Annotated in this window: 16 protein-coding genes; 11 read left to right on the top strand and 5 right to left on the bottom strand. The window is 65.7% G+C overall.

Annotated features, from left to right (window positions below):
- Nucleotides 1-3 precede the first annotated feature (3 nt).
- A complete protein-coding gene (locus tag KPL74_17835; GenBank protein ID QWT19595.1) occupies nt 4-1,599 on the top strand; it encodes a PepSY domain-containing protein in 1,596 nt (531 codons plus the stop codon).
- A gap of 102 nt (nt 1,600-1,701) precedes the next feature.
- Nucleotides 1,702-2,445: an energy transducer TonB gene (locus KPL74_17830; protein ID QWT19594.1), complete on the top strand. Its 744-nt coding sequence runs from the start codon at nt 1,702-1,704 to the stop codon at nt 2,443-2,445.
- A gap of 28 nt (nt 2,446-2,473) precedes the next feature.
- Here the strand turns inward: KPL74_17830 and KPL74_17825 are convergent, their stop codons facing one another.
- On the bottom strand, nt 2,474-2,902 hold the full coding sequence (locus KPL74_17825) for a hypothetical protein (protein QWT19593.1): 429 nt from the start codon (nt 2,900-2,902) through the stop codon (nt 2,474-2,476).
- A 10-nt stretch (nt 2,903-2,912) separates the two neighbouring features.
- Nucleotides 2,913-3,164, bottom strand: coding sequence for a hypothetical protein (locus KPL74_17820; GenBank protein ID QWT19592.1), 252 nt, complete (start codon nt 3,162-3,164; stop codon nt 2,913-2,915).
- A 131-nt stretch (nt 3,165-3,295) separates the two neighbouring features.
- Here KPL74_17820 and KPL74_17815 point away from each other — a divergent pair, with 131 nt between their 5' ends.
- From KPL74_17815 to KPL74_17775, 9 genes are all read left to right on the top strand, one after another.
- Nucleotides 3,296-4,042, top strand: coding sequence for a GNAT family N-acetyltransferase (locus tag KPL74_17815; GenBank protein QWT19591.1), 747 nt, complete (start codon nt 3,296-3,298; stop codon nt 4,040-4,042).
- 260 nt (nt 4,043-4,302) lie between these two features.
- Nucleotides 4,303-5,319, top strand: a complete 1,017-nt coding sequence (locus tag KPL74_17810) for a LacI family transcriptional regulator (protein ID QWT19590.1) — start codon at nt 4,303-4,305, stop codon at nt 5,317-5,319.
- Between the two features lie 236 nt (nt 5,320-5,555).
- On the top strand, nt 5,556-8,561 hold the full coding sequence (locus KPL74_17805) for a TonB-dependent receptor (protein ID QWT19589.1): 3,006 nt from the start codon (nt 5,556-5,558) through the stop codon (nt 8,559-8,561).
- A 120-nt stretch (nt 8,562-8,681) separates the two neighbouring features.
- Nucleotides 8,682-10,202, top strand: a complete 1,521-nt coding sequence (locus KPL74_17800; GenBank protein ID QWT19588.1) for a tryptophan 7-halogenase — start codon at nt 8,682-8,684, stop codon at nt 10,200-10,202.
- Nucleotides 10,203-10,365: 163 nt separating this feature from the next.
- Nucleotides 10,366-11,853 (top strand): hypothetical protein, encoded by a 1,488-nt coding sequence (locus KPL74_17795; GenBank protein ID QWT19587.1) that lies wholly within the window; start codon nt 10,366-10,368, stop codon nt 11,851-11,853.
- Nucleotides 11,850-13,139, top strand: coding sequence for a sugar ABC transporter substrate-binding protein (locus KPL74_17790; protein QWT19586.1), 1,290 nt, complete (start codon nt 11,850-11,852; stop codon nt 13,137-13,139). Before KPL74_17795 ends, KPL74_17790 begins: the two co-directional genes overlap by 4 nt.
- Nucleotides 13,136-14,014, top strand: coding sequence for a sugar ABC transporter permease (locus KPL74_17785; protein ID QWT19585.1), 879 nt, complete (start codon nt 13,136-13,138; stop codon nt 14,012-14,014). The genes KPL74_17790 and KPL74_17785 overlap by 4 nt, the downstream gene beginning before the upstream one ends.
- Nucleotides 14,011-14,832 carry a carbohydrate ABC transporter permease gene (locus tag KPL74_17780; protein ID QWT19584.1) on the top strand — a complete coding sequence of 274 codons (822 nt, stop codon included), beginning with the start codon at nt 14,011-14,013 and terminating at the stop codon, nt 14,830-14,832. The genes KPL74_17785 and KPL74_17780 overlap by 4 nt, the downstream gene beginning before the upstream one ends.
- 142 nt (nt 14,833-14,974) lie before the next feature.
- Nucleotides 14,975-17,743, top strand: coding sequence for a hypothetical protein (locus KPL74_17775; GenBank protein ID QWT19583.1), 2,769 nt, complete (start codon nt 14,975-14,977; stop codon nt 17,741-17,743).
- A gap of 80 nt (nt 17,744-17,823) precedes the next feature.
- Here the strand turns inward: KPL74_17775 and KPL74_17770 are convergent, their stop codons facing one another.
- From KPL74_17770 to KPL74_17760, 3 genes are all read right to left on the bottom strand, one after another.
- Entirely contained in the window at nt 17,824-18,189 is a 366-nt protein-coding gene (locus KPL74_17770) for a hypothetical protein (GenBank protein ID QWT19582.1), read from the bottom strand.
- Between the two features lie 122 nt (nt 18,190-18,311).
- Nucleotides 18,312-19,142: a pirin family protein gene (locus KPL74_17765; GenBank protein QWT19581.1), complete on the bottom strand. Its 831-nt coding sequence runs from the start codon at nt 19,140-19,142 to the stop codon at nt 18,312-18,314.
- A gap of 204 nt (nt 19,143-19,346) precedes the next feature.
- Nucleotides 19,347-20,123, bottom strand: coding sequence for an IS3 family transposase (locus tag KPL74_17760; GenBank protein QWT19580.1), 777 nt, complete (start codon nt 20,121-20,123; stop codon nt 19,347-19,349).
- Nucleotides 20,124-20,135 lie beyond the last annotated feature (12 nt).

The following is a 20,135-nucleotide window of genomic DNA, read 5'->3' as shown; positions in this document are numbered from 1 at the left end:
GCGATGAAGTCCTCCACCATCCGCACCTTCACCACCGTGCACACCTGGACCGGACTGCTCGCGGGCTTCGCGCTGTTCATCGCGTTCTATGCCGGCGCGATCACCATGTTCCACGACCCGATCGACACCTGGGCGCTGCCGAAGGCGGAGCTGGCCGACGCCCGCCTGATGGAGCGCACCGGGCCGATGCTCGCCGACATCGTGGCAAAGCATCCCGCGGCGAAGGAATCGGTGGGCGTCACCTACGCCGCGGGCCATCGCTCGCATGAAGTGGCGGCGTACTGGATGGAAGCCGACGGCACCTGGTTGAGCCAGTCGCTGGACGACCCGGCCGCGCATGACGCCGAAGACCACGAACACGGCCTCGCGGACTTCGTCTACGAACTGCACTACGACCTCGGCATCCCCGAGATCGGCATCTACCTGATGGGCATCGTCAGCATCATCTACGGCCTGGCCCTGCTGACCGGCGTGCTGATCCACCTGCCGAACCTCGCCCGCGAGATGTTCGCGTTGCGCCCGGGGCACAACCTCAAGCGCCTGTGGCAGGACGCGCACAACGTCATCGGCATCCTCAGCCTGCCCTTCCACATCATCTTCGCCGTCACCGGCGCGTTGCTCTGCCTGACCATGGTCACGCTGTTCGCCTTCAACACGCTGTCGTTCGACGGGAAGCTGATGGGTGCCTTCGACCGCATGACCAGCGCGTTGCCCGAAACGAAGGCGACCCCGGGCGTGGCCACGATGCTGTCGCCGGTGGAGCTGGGTGCGCGTGCACGCCAGGCGGCGCTTGCCGCCGGTGCGGCGAGCTTCGAGCCGGACTACATGCGCTACGTGCATTACGGCCAGCCCGGCGCGGCGGCGGAAGTGCGTGGCACGTCGACGAAGACGCTGGGTGAGTACGGCATGGTCGCGCTCGATGCCACCACCGGGCGGGTGCTGAACATGCAGCTGACCGGCGTGCGCGACGCGAACCATGCCACGTACTCGGCGATCTTCGGCCTGCATTTCGGCACCTTCGGCAGCCTGTCGCTACGCTGGCTGTATTTCCTGCTCGGCCTCGCCGGTGCCTTCCTGTTCTATTCGGGCAACCTGCTTTACATCGAATCGCGGCGCAAGCGTCGCGCCGCCGAGCAGCCCCTGAAGGTACGCGCGATGGCGACGGCGACGGTGGGTGTGTGCCTCGGCAGCTGCTTCGCCATCTCGGTGATGTTCATCGCCAACCACCTCGCCCCGTATGTCGGCCTCGCGCCCACGCATGTGGTGCAGCCGGTGTGCTTCGTCACCTTCTTCGCCGCCATCGCGTGGACGTTCTGGCGCCGACCCGCACGCGCCGCGGTGGACCTGTTGTTCGTCACCGCCGTGGCATCCGTCGCGGTGGGCGTGCTCGACATCGCGCTACATGGCGACCGCCTCGCCCGCACGCTGGCCGAAGGCCGTTACGACGTGCTCGGCGTCGACCTCGTCGCGATGGCGATGGGCGCGGGCTTCGCGTGGCTCGGCGTGGCCACGCGCAAGCGCGCGATCGACGGCGACCCGTGCAGCGTGTGGTATGGCCGGTCGCATCGGCCGGCCTCGCAGGCCACCGCATCGGCGTGATCGCGCGAACGGCGCGAGGTGCTTCTGGCGCTCGCCTGTCCGCCACGCAAGGGCCCTGCTAGAGTCGCCTCGATCAGTCGTCGACGGTGGGGGTAGCAGGGCATGGGTATCGCAGGAAAGGTTCGCTATGGCGCATTCGCGCTCGGCACGCTGCTGTCGTACGGCGCCAACGCCGCGCAGGCCAGCCAGGAAGACATCATGGCCCAGGCTGCGGCCCTGCGCTCACATCCCCAGGCCCCCGCATACCTTGCCCTGATGCAGGACGAACTCGACTCCGGCATGCAGGCCGTGGTCGAGCAATGCAGCAAGGTGTACTCGGCGGCGAACACCCAGGCCCTGGTCGTCAGCGCGCAGGTTCGTGCGGACGGTGGCCTGCGCGACGCGAACATCGTGCCGGACACGCCGTTCACCCAATGCGTCGGCGCCGCCGTGGCCCGCCATCCGATGCCGGCGCCGCCGGCGAGCATCGGCCGCTTCTTCGCGGCATGGCTGGTCGAGGTGCCGTCCGGCAAGATCTCCGACCCCTTCCTGCCCGCCGATGAGAGCGGCATGGCGATGCAGGATCGCCGGCGCATCCACGGCCCGACCTATTCGCCGCCGCCGGTGTATCCGAGCCTGGCCGATGGCAGCCGTCCCGCAGGCAAGACGATCGTGCACACCACGATGGATAGCCGCGGCATCGTCTCCAGCGCCACCGTCGAGACGAGCAGCGGCGATGCGAACCTCGACGCCGCCGCCATCGCCGCGGTGAAGCAGTGGACGTTCCGGCCGGGCGCCGCGAAAGGCACCGCCGTGAACATCCCGGTGGCCTTCCAGGATCCTAAGACGGTGCCGCCTGCGCAGTAAGGCGGATGACGGGCAATGGCCCGGCCGGCTAATGCTGCTCACCATGATGGCGATGCTCGATCACGATGTGCTTATCGGGCTCGCCGTTGATGTCCAGCCCGGTCAAGCCGCACTCGGCCAGGCTGATGCCATACGAATGATTATTCGCACGAAACACGCCCGTGATCTCGACATATTTGCCGTTATATAACTCTTCTTTACTGCCAAGGTCGCCGGTATCCAGCAGGCTCAGGCAGCCGGAATCGTTCGCCCAATAGTCCTTGTCGTAACCTGGACGTTTCACCAGGTACATCGACTCCGGCCCGATAACCAGGAAGCCGTGCAGGGTGACTTGCTTACCGTCATAGGTTGCGCGGTTGGCGTTTAGCGCCTGTATGTCCAATGGGGCGTCTGCTGCGAAAGTGACGCTGGTCATCGACAGCAGTAAAAAGGGCAGGACTAGCGGGGGCATTTTCATTCGCGCAGTCCTAATCAGTCCTTGCGCGTTTGCGCAGACGCTCTTGCTTCAACGTTTCGAGATCATCGGCAAAAAGCCTGAACGCCAGAAAATAACCTCCGTAGAGGAGAGGCAATCCGGCGAGGAAGCGCCACCTGCCGAAGTCGTGACTGACGAACCACGTTGACAGCCACCATGATATACCGAACAGGATCGCTAGCACGGGGAAAAAAATAAAAACGAGGCGGAGCCACATCCGCTCGATGACCTTCATTTTTCGCATGGGCAATCATTCCCTGCACGTATCGCGGACGCCAGTCTACCGCGACGAAGAGCTGCGGACCCTTGAATCGACGGCGGCGACCATCATGATCTGTCGTACGTCCCGCCATCGGCGGGGAACCACGGCACGCCATGAACCAGGACACGTATTCCGACGCCACGGCGTCGCCGATCTGGAAAGCACTCACCGGCCACCAGGCCGGCCTCGGTGAAGGCAACGCACTCGCGCACCGCTACCAAAGCGATGTCGCGCCGTTCGCCGCGCTTGCCGGGATGACGCCGGAGGCGTTCGCGGCGCTGCGCGCGTTGCTGCGGCCCGGTGACGTCGCCGCGTTGCTGGCACCCGAGGCGCCGACGGATGTCGACGGCCTGCGCATCACGCCCGTCGGCGCCGTGCACCGGATGGTTGCCACCCGTCGGGTCGACGCGGTGCCTGACGACGGGGGAGTGATCGAGCTGGGCGAGGCCGATGTCGACGAGATGATCGAGCTGACCCAGCGGACGAAGCCGGGCCCGTTCCTGCGACGGACCATCGCCATGGGGCGTTACATCGGCCTGCGCGACCATGGCCGGCTCATCGCCATGGCCGGCGAGCGCATGCGCTTCGACGGCCACACCGAGGTCAGCGCCGTGTGTGTCGACGACGCCTTCCGGGGCAAGGGCCTGGCCGGTCGGCTCATGGATATCGTCCGCCTCGGGATCGAAGGACGCGGCGACACCGCCTTCCTGCATGTCTTCGGCGAGAACCGTTCGGCCATCGGCCTGTACGAACGCCTCGGCTTCCGCCTCGCGGAGGTTTCGATGCTCTACCAGGCGCGTGTCGCCGACGCCGCCACGCATGAAAACGACGTTTACCTGCACGGCGAAACGCCCGTTTGATAGCCGCGACAGCCATTCAAAAACGTGAAGGTTACGTCACGACTCGTGATGCAGCGCAATAACCCGGTGCAGACCACATAAACGCCTGCCACATATCGCATTTTTATACGCGACACCCGAGTGGTATTGCCCGAAATAACGTTTACTCGTGCAGTGCAACAAGCCGTTGATTTAACAAGCTTTACACGTTGTCTGAAAACGTTTACGTTCCGCGCCATCAAGCCCGGATGGGCTAGGGGTAGGGGCAGGCATACGTGAGTGTGACGATCAAAGACGTCGCGAGGATGGCCAACGTGTCGGTGGCCTCCGTATCGCGTGCCCTGAATGGGCACGGTGGCGTGACGGCCGAAACGCAGAAGCGCATTCGCGAGGTCGCCACCCGCCTGCGCTACGTGCCGCATAGCGCGGCGCGTAGCCTGATCACCCGTCGCACCCAGACCATCGGCGCCCTGCTACCCGACCTGCATGGCGCGTTCTTCTCCGAACTGATCCGCGGCATCGACCTGGCCGCCCGGGCACGTGGGCTCTACCTGCTGGTGTCCAGTTCGCACGGCGACGCCACCGAAGCCGCGATCGCCCTGCGTGCGATGCAGGGCCGCGTGGACGGCCTGCTGGTGATGTCGCCGCACGCCGATGCTGCCTTCCTCGACGAGAACCTGCCGATCGTCCTGCCGACCGTGCTGATCAACAGCCACGTACGCAGCGAACGCCATGCCGCGCTCGACGTCGACGATTTCGGCGGCGCGAAGGCGATGGTCGATCACCTGATCGGCAGCGGCCGCAAGCGCATCGTGTTCATCGCCGGCCCGGAAGTGAACCACGACGTGCAGGAGCGCTGCCGCGGTTACCGCGAAGGCCTCGAGGCCGCTGGCCTGGGCGACACCGCCGTGGTCCTGCAGGGCGACTTCACCGAAGAGTCCGGCTATCGCATGGCCAAGCAGGTGCTGGCGATGTCGCCGCGCCCGGATGCGATCTTCGCCGCCAACGACATGATGGCCATTGGCGCGCTTTCCGCGCTGGCCGAAGCGGGCGTACCGGCGCCCGACGACATCGCCGTGACCGGCTTTGACGATATCCCGATGTCGCGTTACGTCTCGCCGCCGCTCACCACGGTGCGCGTGCGTATCGCCGAACTGGGCGAGGCCGCGCTGGATCGCCTGGCCCGCATGATCGAAGCACCCGAGGACGCCGCGCCCGAACCGCGCGTCGTCGTCGGCACCGAACTCGTCGTACGCGCCTCGTGTGGCGCCAACGACAAGGCGCGACGACACGGCTGACGCCGTCGTTGGCAGTACGCGGCTTGCCGGGCCGTGGCAGTAACCCAGGACGGCGTCATTGATGGATAGCGAAAACCATTCGGTCCGCGATGCGGAACGGGCGGGGGTACGGGGACAGATCGCCTTTCAAAGAGGTGGCGATGACCACCGCGACGCAGCCGCAAGGCTGCCCGCCGTGCCCACGCCCAGCCGGACCGGGTCATACACACAGAAGAAGATTGGGAGAGAGGGGTACCATGAAAGCTCCGATGCAGATGAAGAAGAAACTGCTGTGCGGCGTCATCGCCGCCAGCATCGCCGCGGTCGTTGCGCCGACCGCCACGATGGCCCAGACCGTCACCGCCACCCTGAAGGGCAAGGCCACGCCGGGCGCGCAGGTCACTGCGTTCAACCCGCAGACCGGCCTCACCCGCAAGGCCACCGCGGGCTCCGACGGTAACTACATCATCAACGGCCTGCCGCCGGCGACCTACCAGGTCGATGCCGGCCCGGGCACGCAGCAGAACGTGACGCTGACCGTGGCGTCCACCGCCTCGCTCAACCTCGCCGCGTCGTCGCCGGCCGCTGCCACTGCAGCCAACGCCACCTCGATGGAAGGCGTGACGGTCAACGCATCGACGCTGACCGAAGTGAAGACGCCGGAAGTCTCGAAGACGATTTCGCTGCGCCAGATCCAGACCATCCCGCAGGTGTCGCGCAACTTCCTCGAATTCGCCGATACCGTGCCGGGCATGGTGTTCAGCGTGGACGCGCAGGGCCACACCTCGCTGCGCGGTGGTGCGCAGAACGACAGCTCGGTCAACGTCTTCATCGACGGCGTGGGCCAGAAGAGCTACGTGAAGGCAGGCGGCGTGTCGGGCCAGGTCAACAGCCAGGGCAACCCGTTCCCGCAGCTCGCCATCGGCGAGTACAAGGTCATCACCACGAACTACAAGGCCGAGTACGACCAGGTATCCTCGGCGGCGATCACCGCCGAGACCAAGTCGGGCACGAACGAGTTCCACGGTGAAGTGTTCGATACCTACACCTCGGACAAGTACCGCAGCCGCACCCCGGCCGAAGAGGACGGCGACAAGGCCCGTTCGTTCGAGAAGGAATACGGCTTCGCCCTCGGTGGTCCGATCATCAAGGACCAGATGCACTTCTTCGTGACCTTCGAGCAGAAGAAGTTCGATACGCCGATCACGGTCAGCCCGGGTGGTGGCGTACCCGATGCCGCCGTCAGCGCGCTGCCGGCCAACGTGCAGAGCGCGTTCGGCCCGGCCTCGCTGCCGTTCGACGAGAAGCTGTACTTCGGCAAGATCGACTGGGAATTCAGCGACCGCGATCGTATCGAGATCAGCACCCAGGTCCGCCGCGAAACCCAGTCCGACAATATCGGCCCGGGCCAGTCGCTGTCGCAGTCCATCCTCACCGCGAACCACGACACCCGTGGCGCGTTCCGCTGGCAGCACAGTGGTGACTGGTACTTCAACGAGCTGAAGGCGACGTACGAGAACTCCTCGAACGATCCGCTCCCGCTCAACTACGGCAACGGCTACAACTACAGCTGGCACCCGTCGAACGACGCCACCTTCATCGGCATCGGCGCCGCGTCGCCGCTGGCTACCCAGATCAAGGGCCAGGAAGGACCGTCGCTGCAGGACGACTTCACCTTCAACGATCTTGAATGGATGGGCGACCACGTCATCAAGACCGGCTTCAAGGTGAAGGAAGTGACCCTGCACGCGCAGGACGCACAGTCGGTCAACCCGCAGTACACCTACAACGTCGATACCAATGGCGTCGAAGCTATCCCGTACAAGGTGCAGTTCTCCAACCCGGTGCCGGGCCTGAACGCGGTGTCCGAGACGAAGGACAAGCAGTACGGCGCATACCTGCAGGACGACTGGTCGGTCAACGACCACCTGACCCTGAACATCGGCGTGCGCTGGGACAAGGAAAAGACCCCGTCGTACCTCGGTTGGGTGACCCCGGAGAACGTGGTCAACGCGTTCAACTCGCTTGACCCGAACGCCCAGGGCCTGTTCCCGGGCCAGACCTACGCGCAGACGCTGGCGAAGGGTGGCATCAACTACCAGGACTACATCAGCAACGGCAGCAACCGCCATGCGCAGAACCAGTGGGCCCCGCGCCTCGGTGCGTCGTATGACCTGTTCGCCGACGAAGCGCACGTGATCCATGCGGGTGCCGGCCGTTCCTACGACCGTAACCTGTACGACTACCTGCAGCTCGAGCAGACCAAGTCCGCGCTGCCGTACCAGACGATCAACATCAACACGGCCAGCCACCCCTGCACCGTGGGCGCAAACAGCTGCTTCGCGTGGGATCCGTCGTTCCTCAACGGTCTCCCGGTGCTCCAGGGCCTGGTCAACGGCACGAACCTGGGCCAGGAAGTTGACATGCTCAACAACAACCTGAAGGCTCCGTATTCGGACCAGTTCAGCATCGGCATGTCGAACAAGGTCGGCGACTGGAACACGGACGCCACGGTGACCCGCGTGCTGTCGTACGACGGCTTCGCCTTCACCCTCGGCAACCGCTACCCGAACGGCGACTTCTTCCAGGCAGGCTCGCAGCCGTGGAACAACGGCATCCCGGGCTTCGGTTCGATGATCGTCGGCAACAACGGCATCCGCACCGCCACCACCCAGGTCCTGCTGTCGGCTGACAAGCCGTACACGCATGAGTCGGGCTGGAGCGCGAACTTCGCCTACACCTACACCCACTCGCGCCAGAACCGTGACATCAACGAGCATTACTCGTTCGACGAAGCCACGATCTTCGACTATCCGTTCGTGACCTCGAACGCGGCCGCGAAGCATCGCTTCGTCGCCACTGGCTCGCTGGACGGTCCGTGGGGCTTCACCTTCTCGAGCAAGCTGATCCTCGCCACCCCGCTGCCGTGGAACGGCTTCCTCACCTGCGGCACGGGTTGCACGTTCGAACACGGCGAAGGTTCGTTCCCGACCTCGGGCGTGCCGGGCGGCTCGAAGTTCCTGCTGGGCGGCAAGATCTGGGGTTATCGCCAGATCGACATCCAGGCGACCAAGGACTTCCTGCTCAGCGAGAACGACCAGACCAAGTTCTACATCCGCTTCGACGTGCTCAACGTGTTCAACTGGAAGAACTACGCGGACTACACCCCGAACGGTACCGGTACCGAAGTCGCGTACAACAAGAAGGGCAACATCACGGGCGTTCCCCGCGAAGCGCGCTTCACCGCCGGCTTCAAGTTCTAAGGTTCGAAAAGCGTACGTGGTACGGATGCATCCGGTGGGCAAAAGCCGGATGCATCCCCTTCGCGCCCGCGAGTCTCCCCGCGGGCGCCTTTCTTATTCCCACCTGACGGTTCATACGCGATGGGCACTGGCATCACGAATATCGTTGTCGTCGGCGGCGGTACCGCCGGCTGGATGGCTGCTTCGGCCCTTGCGCGCACACTGAACCGGCAGGCGACGATCCGCCTGGTCGAATCCGACGAGATCGGCATCGTCGGGGTCGGTGAAGCCACCGTTCCCCATATCAAGGCGTTCAACCAGCTGTTGGGCCTGAATGAAGCGCAGTTCGTCGCGCGCACGCAGGGCACCTTCAAGATGGGCATCGAGTTCCGTGACTGGAATCGCATCGGCGACAGTTACGTGCACGGCTTTGGCACGATGGGCCACGACGTGGGCATGGTGCCGTTCCACCAGTACTGGATCAAAGGCCGCCTGCGTGGACAGGCTGCCGACCTGCTCGATTACTCGGTCAACACCGTGGCCGCGATGCGCGGCAAGTTCATGCCGGCGCCGGTGGACGTACCCGCGAGCAACCCGCTCGGTAGCATCGCCTACGCCTATCACTTCGACGCGGCGCTCTATGCGCGGTTCCTGCGCGAGTACGCCGAACAGCTTGGCGTGCGCCGTACCGAAGGCAAGGTGCGCGAGGTCGAGACCAATCCGGACAATGGCCATGTCACCGCGGTGCGCCTTGAAAACGGCGAGCGCGTGGAAGGCGATCTGTTCATCGACTGCAGCGGCTTCCGCGGCCTGTTGATCGAAGGCACCTGCAAGGCCGGCTACGAAGACTGGAGCGAGTGGCTGCCGTGCGATCGCGCGCTGGCCGTGCCCTGCGCCAAGGTGGGCCCGCCGACGCCGTATACGCGTAGCACCGCGCGCAGCGCCGGCTGGCAGTGGCGGATCCCGCTGCAGCATCGCACCGGCAACGGCTACGTCTACTCCAGCCGGTTCATCAGCGACGACGAGGCGGCCGCCACGCTGCTGGCCAACCTCGATGGCGAGGCACTGGCCGATCCGCGTCCGTTGCGCTTCACCACCGGTATCCGGCGCAAGGCGTGGATGCGCAACGTGGTGGCGCTGGGCCTGTCGAGCGGCTTCATGGAGCCGCTGGAATCCACCTCGATCCACATGATCCAGTCGGGCATCTCGCGGCTGCTGCAGCTGTTCCCGGCCACGGGTGACATCGATCCGGTGCTGGTCGACCGCTACAACGAGCAGGCCCGCTTCGAAGCCGAGCGGATCCGCGACTTCCTCGTGCTGCATTACAAGGCCACCGAGCGCGACGACAGCGCGTTCTGGAACCACTGCCGCACGATGCCGATCCCGGAGTCGTTGCAGGCGAACATCGACCTGTTCCGGCACAGCGGCCGCTTCTTCCGTAATGCTGAGGAAATGTTCGCCCTGACAAGCTGGGTCCAGGTGATGGTCGGCCAGGGGATCATGCCCACCGGCTACCACCCGCTGGTGGACCAGATGCCGGACGCGGACCTGCCCCGCTTCCTCGCCAGCGTGCGCGATATCGTCTCCAAAAACGTCGACCTGATGCCGACCCACGAGCAATTCATCGCCCGCGAGTGCGCGGCGCCGCCGGTGGCCGCATGAAAGCTGTCCCGGCCATGGACACCGGGGGTGGCGCCCCGTATGGTTTTGGCTTCGACCAGGGCCCTTCGGGGCCTTCTTCTGGCCTCGCGACGTAAACGTTTACGCGAACACCGTCCCCACGCGGTTCGCGTTAGCCTCGAAACAGTTCCAAGGACCTCCCCCCATGAAAGCTTCGACCACCAAGCGCCTGACCCTCGCCCTGGCCGCCCTGCTGGCCTGCACCGCACCGATGGCCATGGCCCGCGACGCGCAGAAAGCCGCGAAGGGACATACCCCGGCGGCCGCGATCGGCAAGGACCTGCACCCGGTATCGCCGATGATCGCTGACCTCGAGAAGCGCACCTTCCAGTGGTTCTGGGACAGCGCCAACCCCGACAACGGCCTGATCCCCGACCATTACCCGACCAACTCGTTTGCTTCGATCGCGTCGGTGGGCTTCGGCCTCACCGCTTACGGCGTCGGCGTCGAGCGTGGGTACGTCACCCGCGAGCAGGCGGTGGATCGAACGCTGGCCACGCTGAAGTTCTTCAATGAGTCGGCGCAGAACGATTCGGAAGACGATGCCACCGGCTTCCATGGCTTCTACTACCACTTCCTCGACATGAAGACCGGCAAGCGCTTCGCGCGCTGGGTCGAAGTGTCGTCGGTGGATACGACGCTGCTGCTCGGCGGCGTGCTGTTCGCGCAGAGCTACTACGACCACGACACGGCGAAGGAAAAGGAAATCCGCGACCTCGCCGACCAGATCTACCGTCGCGTCGACTGGACCTGGCTGCAGCACAACGCGCCGCTGATCAGCATGGGCTGGACGCCGGGTGGCAAGGCCATCCCGCACGACTGGCAGGGCTACAACGAAGGCATGCTGGTCTACATCCTCGCGCTGGGCTCGCCGACCCACCCGTTGGGCGACGATGCATGGCAGGCCTGGACGAAGACCTACGACAGGACCTGGGGCGAATTCCACGGGCAGACCTTCCTGAACTTCGCGCCGATGTTCGGCCACCAGTACAGCCATGCGTGGGTCGATTTCCGCGGCATCAAGGATGCGTGGAACCGCGAGAAGGGCCTGGACTATTTCGAGAACAGCCGTCGCGCCACGTATTCGCAGCAGGCCTATGCCATCGCTAACCCCGGCGGCTGGAAGGGTTACGACAAGAACACATGGGGCCTCACCGCCAGCAACGGCCCCGGCGGCCTGATCATCAAGCAGGGCGACAAGGAACGCACGTTCCAGGGCTATACGGCGCGCGGCGCCGGCCTGGACTACATCTCCGACGACGGCACCATCGTGCCGACCGCGGCCGGTGGTTCGATCGCCTTCGCCCCGGAAATCGTGATCCCGGCGCTGGAAGAGATGAAGAAGAAGTACGGCAAGTACATCTTCACCAAGTACGGCTTCGTCGACGCGTTCAACCTCAGCTTCGATACGCGCACCGACCTGCGTACCGGCCAGCTGGTGCCGGGCTTCGGTTGGGCCGATACCGTGCACCTGGGCATCGACCAGGGCCCGATCGTGCTGATGATCGAGAACTACCGCAGCGAGTTCGTCTGGAACGTGATGAAGAAGAACCCGTATGTCCGCAAGGGCCTGCAGCGCGCCGGCTTCACTGGTGGCTGGCTCGACGCCGAGACGGCTTCCACCCTGTGGTGATGCGCGCCGCCCGTCGTATTCGCGTTGCCGTCGCGCTGGCCTTCGCCGGCGCGGCGCTGGCCTCGTGCGCGCAACCGGAGAACGGTTCGCGCGAACTGCAGCTGTGGACGATCGGCCGCGAAGGCGAAGCCGTGCAGAAGCTGCTGCCCGAGTTCGAACGCGAGCACCCGGGCGTGCACGTGGTGGTGCAGCAGCTGCCGCTGACGGCGGCGCACCAGAAGCTGCTGACCGCCTACGCCGGCGATTCCACGCCGGACATCACCCAGCTGGGTAATACGTGGATCCCGGAGATGGTGGCGCTCGGCGCGCTGGAACCGCTGGATTCACGGGTGAATGCGTCGAAGGTGGTCGACCGCAAGGACTACTTCCCGGCGATCTGGTCGACCAACGTCATCGACGGCACGCTGTATGGCGTGCCCTGGTACGTCGACACGCGCCTGCTGTTCTATCGCAAGGACATGCTGGCGAAGCTCGGCTACGACCACCCGCCGAAGGACTGGGCGGAGTGGCAGGCGATGATGGCGAAGATGGCCCAGCCGCGGGGCAAGGCCTATGGCGTTCTCTTGCCGACCAACGAGTTCGAACAGCTGCTCGCGCTGGCCCTGCAGCAGCCGGACCCCTTGCTGCGCGACGACGGCCGCTACGGCAATTTCCGCAGCGCCGGCTTCAAGAAGGCGCTGGCGTTCTACGTCTCGCTGTTCAAGGACCAGCAGGCGCCGATGATGACCAACGTCGGCATCGGCAATCCGTGGGCGGCGTTCGGCCAGGGCTTCTACGGGTTCTACCTGTCCGGGCCGTGGAACATCGGCGAATTCCGCAAGCGCCTGCCGCCGGAACAGCAGGGCGACTGGGGCACCACGCCGCTGCCGGGCCCCGATGGTCCCGGTGCGTCGAATGCGGGCGGCTCCAGCCTGGTGATCTACCGCGCGTCGAAGCACAAGGACGATGCGTGGGCGCTGATCGAATTCCTCTCGCGTCCCGAGATCCAGGACCGTTTCTACCAGATCCTCGGCGACATGCCGCCGCGTCGTTCCTCGTGGCAGGCCCCGGCGCTGCGCGACGACGACAAGGCGCTGGCGTTCCGTGACCAGCTCGAGCGGGTGAAGCCGACGCCGCCGGTGGCGGAGTGGGAACGCATCGTCACCGAGATGCAGCTGGTCGCCGCGCAAGCCGCGCACGGCGACCTCACGATCGACCAGGCCGCGGAAGAGATCGACCGCCGCGCCGACCGCCTCCTCGAAAAGCGCCGCTGGATGCTCGACCACGGCCACAAGGCAACGCCATGAACACATCCCGCGCCGCGTGGCTGTTCATCACCCCCGCGATGATCATCCTCGGCCTGTTCTTCCTGCTGCCGGTGGTCGCCGCGCTGGTGCTGTCGGTCACCGACTATGACCTCTACGCGCTGGCCGACATCCGCAACCTGCGTTTCGTCGCGCTGCAGAACTACTGGGCGCTGCTGCAGCGTCCGCTGTTCTGGTCGGCGCTCGGCCACACCGTGTACTTCGTCGTCGTCGGCGTGCCGCTGTCGCTGATGGCCTCGCTGGGCGCGGCCATGCTGCTGAATTCGCCGCTGGCGCGGTTCAAGCCCTTCTTCCGCACGGCGTTGTTCGCCCCGGTGGTGACCACGGTCGTCGCCGTTGCGGTGATCTGGCGTTACCTGTTCAACACCAAGTACGGCCTGGTCAACTATTCGCTGGGTTCGCTCGGCCTGCCCACGGTGGACTGGCTCGGCGATCCGCATTGGGCGATGCCGACGATCATCCTGTTCGCGGTGTGGAAGAACTTCGGCTACAACATGATCATCTTCATGGCTGGCCTGCAGGCGATTCCCGCCGACCTTTACGAGGCGGCGCGCATCGATGGCGCGTCCTCGTGGGCGCAGTTCCGCCATATCACCCTGCCCATGCTCCGGCCGACGATGCTGATGGTGAGCATCCTCACGGTGTCGGGTTACTTCCAGCTGTTCGCCGAACCCTACGTCATGACCGAGGGCGGCCCGCTGCAGAGCACGACGTCGGTGCTGTACCTGATGTACGAGGAAGGCTTCAAGTGGTGGAACCTCGGCTCGGCCTCCGCCGTCGCCTTCATCCTGTTCGTCATCATGTTCGCCGTCACCGCCACGATGCTTCGCCTGTCGAAGCGGGGAGAGCCGGCATGAGCCCGCGCATCGCCAAGGCCGTCATCAACGGCCTGCTCATCGCCGCGTCGATCATCGCGATCGCGCCGCTGCTGTACATGGTCTCCGTATCGTTCATGACCCAGGGCGAGGCGAGCGCGCTGCCGCCGCCCGTGCTGCCGACGCACGCGACGCTGGCGAACTACCGCGAGCTGTTCATGAACGCGGGCATGGGCCGCTACCTGTTTAACAGCCTGCTGATCTCCACCGTGATCACGCTGGTCTCGCTGGCGTTCAACCTGATGGCGGGCTACGCGTTCGCGAAGCTCGAGTTCAAGGGGCGCGCACGGCTTTTCCAGGTGCTGCTCGGCGCGCTGGTCATCCCCGCGCAGGTGGCGATGCTGCCGTTGTTCCTGCTGCTGAAGTACATGGGCCTGGTCAACACCTACGGCGCGATCATCGTGCCGGCGCTGGCGACGATCTTCGGCATCTTCCTCGTGCGCCAGTATGCCAGCGGCATCCCGGACGACCTGATGGAAGCCGCGCGGATCGACGGCGCGGGCGAGTTCCGCATCTTCGCCACCATCGTGATGCCGCTGCTGAAGCCGATCATGGTGACGCTGGCGATCTTCACCTTCCTTGCCGCGTGGAACGACTTCATGTGGCCGCTGATCGCGTTGACCGGGCAGGAGCATTACACCCTGCCCATCGCACTGGCCTCGCTGTCACGCGAACACGTGCAGGACAGTGAGTTGATGATGGCCGGTTCGGTCGTCACCATCCTGCCCGTGCTGGTGCTGTTCCTCGCGCTGCAACGTTACTACCTCGAAGGCCTGCTGCTGGGCAGCGTCAAAGGTTGATCCCATGCCGTACACCCCCCGTAGGAGCGCGCCTGCGCGCGACATCTTTTTGAAGGGCGCTTCACGGCCTGCTGTACAGCGCGAAAATCGTTCGCGCGCAGGCGCGCTCCTACACGGGTTTGCGTTGTCCCAGAGCTGTGCATTGTTCCTGGGCATTGCGTTGCTTCTCATGGGTGGCGCGACCCACGCCGCGACCCTCGACGGCCTGGACACCACCACCGGCTGGCAAGCCACCCACACCGACGATGTCTCCGCGTCGCTGCATGCCGCGCCCGGCAAGAACGGCCAGTCGGTCTGCCTGGCGTTCAATTTCAACGGTGTCTCCGGTGCCGCGTCGATCCGCAAGACGCTGCCGATCGATTTCCCCGATGGCTTCGCGCTGAGCTTCGACGTGCGCGGCGACATGCCGGCGAACACGCTGCAGCTGAAACTGATCGACGACAGCGGTGACAACGTGTGGTGGTACCAGAAGCCCGGCTTCGTACCGTCGGCGCAATGGCAGTCGATCGACGCAAGCAGCCGCCAGGTCGAGTTTGCCTGGGGCCCGATCAAGGACCGCACCCTGCGCCACACGCGCGAGGTCGAGTTCATGGTCTACAAGGAAGCGCAGCCAGGCATGGGCCCGGACAAGGGTGAGGTCTGCTTCGACAACCTCCGCCTGGTGCCACGCAAGCCCGAAGCCGTGCCCGTGCCGCCGCCGACGCCGAACGCCGTGTTCGAGCAGCGCGCGAAGGCGGTCCGTCGCGGCCTGTATCCGCGCGGCTTCTCCGGCGAGCAGTCGTACTGGACCATCGTCGGCGTGGACGGCGGCAGCCGTGATTCGGCGCTGATTTCCGAAGATGGCGCCGTCGAAGTCGTTCGGGGCGGTTTTTCCATCGAACCCTTCCTGCTCGATGGCGGCAAGCTGGTCACGTGGGCCGATGTCACCACGACGCAGTCGCTGCGCGATCGTTACCTGCCGATGCCGTCGGTGGCGTGGCAGAAGGGCGAGCTGTCGTTGACGACCACGGCCTTCGCGCAAGGGGAGCCCGGCTCATCGGAGCTCGTTTTGTCGTACCGGGTGGGCAATGACGGCGCGGCAGCGCGTGACGTCACCCTGATGCTGGCGGCACGGCCGTTCCAGGTGAATCCGCCGACGCAGTTCCTCAATGCACCGGGTGGGATCGCTTCGATCCGCAAGCTGGCGTGGGATGGCAAGGCGCTGGTGGTGAACGGGGATCGGAAGATCGTTCCCCTGCAGAAGACCGACGGGGTGATTGGGTCGGCTAACCTGCCGAAGATGTTGGTGGAGCGGGTTGAGGGGGGTGAGGGGATTGGCGTGCTTTCGCTAAAAGATGTCGCGGGCGGGCCCGCTCCTACAGGGGGTGCGGGTGCGGCGGCTGGATTGGTGGATGAATCGGGGTTTGCGCAGGGGGCGTTGGTTTACACGGTGCATGTGCCGGCGCATGGGCACGTGGACCTCGGCCTCGTCGTGCCGGTGAAGCAGGACGATGCCGTCGCGATGCCGGCGGACGCTTCGGCGTGGCTGGGTGAGCATGCGGATGCCGTCGCCGCGCTGTGGCGCGAGAAGCTCAATCGCGTCGATGTGCGCGTGCCGTCGGTCGCGCAACCGATCGTCGACACGATGAAGAGTGGCGTCGCGCAGATCCTGATTTCACGCGATGGTCCGGCCTTGCAGCCGGGCACGCGTTCGTATTCGCGGACGTGGGTACGCGATGGCGCGATGATGCTCGAGGGCCTGCTGCGCACGGGCCATGACGATGTCGCGCGCGAATTCATCACCTGGTATGCGCCACACCAGTTCAGCAACGGCAAGGTGCCTTGCTGCGTGGATGCGCGTGGTTCGGATCCCGTGCCGGAAAACGACAGCCATGGTGAGCTGGTCTTCAGCGTGGCCGAGCTGTGGCGTTACACGCATGACCGCGCGACGGTCGAGGCGCTGTATCCGCACGTACGCAAGGCGGCCGATTACATGGACACGCTGCGCGAGAGCGAGCGCCAGCCGGCGCGCCTGCAAGGCGCCGATCGCGCACTGTACGGCCTGATGCCCGCATCGATCAGCCACGAAGGCTATTCGGCCAAGCCGATGCATTCATATTGGGACGACTTCTGGGCACTGAAGGGTTACGAAGACGCCGCCGACCTGGCCACCGCGCTCGGGCATGCGGACGACGCCACGAAGTACGGCGCCTCACGCGATGCGTTCCGCACCGACCTGCATGCGTCGATCGACGCGGCAGTGAAGGCGAAGGGCCTGGACTTCATCCCGGGTTCTGCCGAACTGGGCGACTTCGATGCGACGTCGACCACCATCGCACTATCGCCGGGTGGCGAAGGCTCGCGCCTGCCAAAGGCGCTGGTCGAAGGCACGTTCGAGAAATACTGGCAGGCCTTCGTGGACCGCCGCGACGGCAAGCTCGCGTGGGAGGACTACACGCCCTACGAATTGCGCACGATAGCGACCTTCGTCCGCCTCGGCTGGCGTGACCGGGTGAACGGCCTGATCGCCTTCTTCTTCGCCGATCGCCGCCCGGCCGCCTGGAACCAGTGGGCCGAAGTGGTCGGCCACGACCCGCGCAAGCCGCGCTTCGTCGGCGACATGCCGCACGCGTGGATCGCATCGGACTACGTGCGCTCGGCGCTCGACCTGTTCGCCTACGACCGCGACGAAGACCAGGCCATGGTCCTCGCCGCCGGCGTACAACCCACGTGGCTCGACGGCGACGGCATCGCGGTGCGCGACCTGCGCACGCCCTACGGCCGACTCGGCTACACGCTGAAGGCGAAGGGCGGCAAGGCCGTGCTCACCATCACCCAGCCGATCGATCCACCGGGTGGTTTGGTGCTGTCGCTACCCAGCGGCGACATCCAGCTACCCAAAGGCAAGAAGACCCTGACCGCCCCCCTGTAGGAGCGCGCCCGCGCGCGAAAGCCTACGGAGCGATGAAGCCATCGATCCCCAGCGATCCAACGAGCGATCCAAAAGCGGGCTTAGTGGGTAGCGACGCGGGTGCGCAGCAGCGCGTCGACGGCTTGCTGCCACTCTGCCGAGCCCGGTTCCGCCTGCGGGGCTTCCTGGCCCAGCTTGGCGTTGACCGCCTGGTCCCACGCGGGGGTGTTGGTCTTGGGGCCGTGGCCGTCATCGCTGATGGCGAGGGTCTTGTCGACCCAGTCGTACCATTCCGGGGTGCCGAGGGCAGCGGTGGCTGGCGCGGTGCGGCCGGGTGCCGGCGATGCCGCCGTGCTGGCGGTCGCGCGGCCGCTGGCGGCCGGGGTCGGCGCGTCGGGCGGGGAGCAGGCCGCGATGATCATCGCGGCGGTTAGCGGTACGACTGTGAGCAGGAAGCGCATGGGCAATGAAGGCCTCGCGAGTGCGAATGGCCGTAAGCCTACAAACCCATGCCCTTCCGGGACTTAAACGGGGCAGGGAACTTCCGGGGTTCGTTCAGTTTCGGAAGCCACCCGCCCGCGTACTGCCGTCAGAACTTGCCGGCTCGGAAGTCGGCGATCGCCTCGTGGATCTGCGCCGGCGTGTTCATCACGAACGGGCCATAGCGGGCCACGGGTTCCGCCAGCGGCCGACCGGCCACCAGCAGGATCCGTGCGGGCTCGGCGGCGGCGAAGGCAACCTTGTCGCCCTTCGACAGGACCGCCAGTTCGCTACGCGCCAGCGACTGCCCGGCCACCGTGGCCGCCGGGCCATCGAAGACATAGGCGAACGCGCTGTGGCCCTCGGGCAGGTCCAGCTCGAACCCGGCGCCCGCGGCCAGCGAGATGTCCAGGTAGACCGGCTCGGTGGCGATACCGGAGACCGGACCGCGTGCGCCCGCCAGCTCGCCGGCGACGACCTTCACGGTGACGCCCGGTGCCGGCTCGACCACGGGGATCTCCGACGGCGGGATGTCCTGGTAGCGCGGCGCGGTCATCTTGTCCGTCGCGGGCAGGTTCACCCACAGCTGGAAGCCCCACATCAGGCCTTCTTCCTGCTGCGGCATCTCCGAGTGGACCAGTCCGCTGCCGGCCGTCATCCACTGCACGCTGCCCGGGCCGAGGTCGCCGGTGTTGCCCTTGTTGTCGCCGTGGCGCATGCGCCCGGCGAGCATGTAGGTCACCGTTTCGAAGCCGCGATGCGGATGGTCGGGGAAGCCTTCGATGTAGTCGCCGGCCTGGTCCGAACGGAATTCGTCCAGCATCAGGAACGGATCGACCATGTCGAGCGCCGGCTGGCCGATGACGCGCTTCAGCTTCACGCCGGCGCCGTCGGAGGTGTCCATGCCGCGGACGCGGCGGACGATGCTGCGGTGGGTCATGGTGGGCTCCTGGAGGGTTCGGGAATGCCCGTCAAGATGACGCTTGGGGAACGCTAGGGGTAGGGGCCTGGGGTGAACGATGTGTTTCTGGGGGAATGTTGAGGGTGTGGGATCGCGCGCGGGCGCGCTCCTACATCAGCCTGCATGCCCGTGTAGGAGCGCGCCTGTAGTGGTCAAGTCCTCGTGGACCACGCCGTAGGCGTTTTATGCCGCCAGCCACTCGAAGGTGGCTGGCGGCACGTCGTTTAGCCGCGAGTGCGGCCGCTGCTGGTCGTAATAGATCAGGAAGCTGGAGAAGTCCTTCGTGGCCTCGTCGAACGTCGCGTAGCCACTGGTCGGCATCCATTCGTGTTTCAGGGTGTGGAAGAAGCGTTCGACGACAGCGTTATCCCAGCAGTTTCCGCGGCGACTCATGCTCTGCCGGATGGATCGCCGGGCGAGGAAGTCGACGAATCGTTGCGCGCTGTACTGGCAGCCCTGGTCGGAGTGGAACAGCAGTGGCCCCTGCGGTTGCCGGTGCGCCAGTGCCAGCTCCAGAGCCTGCTCGGCCAGGTAGGCATCGGCCATCGAGCCGGTTGCCCAGCCCACGATGCGCCGGGAAAACAGGTCCATCACGATGGCGATATACAGCCATCGCCGCCCCACCCGAACCTGCGTGATGTCACCGGCCCAGGCCACATCCGGCGCGGCAGGATCAAACTCGCGATTGAGGTCGTTGTCGGCCACGATGGCTGGCTTGGTCGCTCGTCGATAGTGGGCGTACGGGCGGCGCCGACGCTTCAGGCCCAGCTGTTTGATCAGGGTCCGGGCCCTGTAGCGACCAACGTCATGGCCCTGATTACGCAAGCTCGCCGACAGCCGGCGCGACCCCAGGCTGCATCGCCCCTGCTCGTGTAACGTCCGCGCAGCCTTGGCTAGCACCGGCCCGATCGTCCGCTCGCGTCGCTCGCGCCGCCCGGCGTAGTAGCTGCTGCGGGACACGCCCGCCACCGC

Origin of the sequence: Bacillus sp. NP157, from assembly GCA_018889975.1 — a bacterium.
GTDB lineage: Bacteria > Pseudomonadota > Gammaproteobacteria > Xanthomonadales > Rhodanobacteraceae > Luteibacter.
The sequence above is the reverse complement of the archived record's forward strand: the minus strand, read 5'-3'. Positions and strand labels throughout refer to the sequence as shown.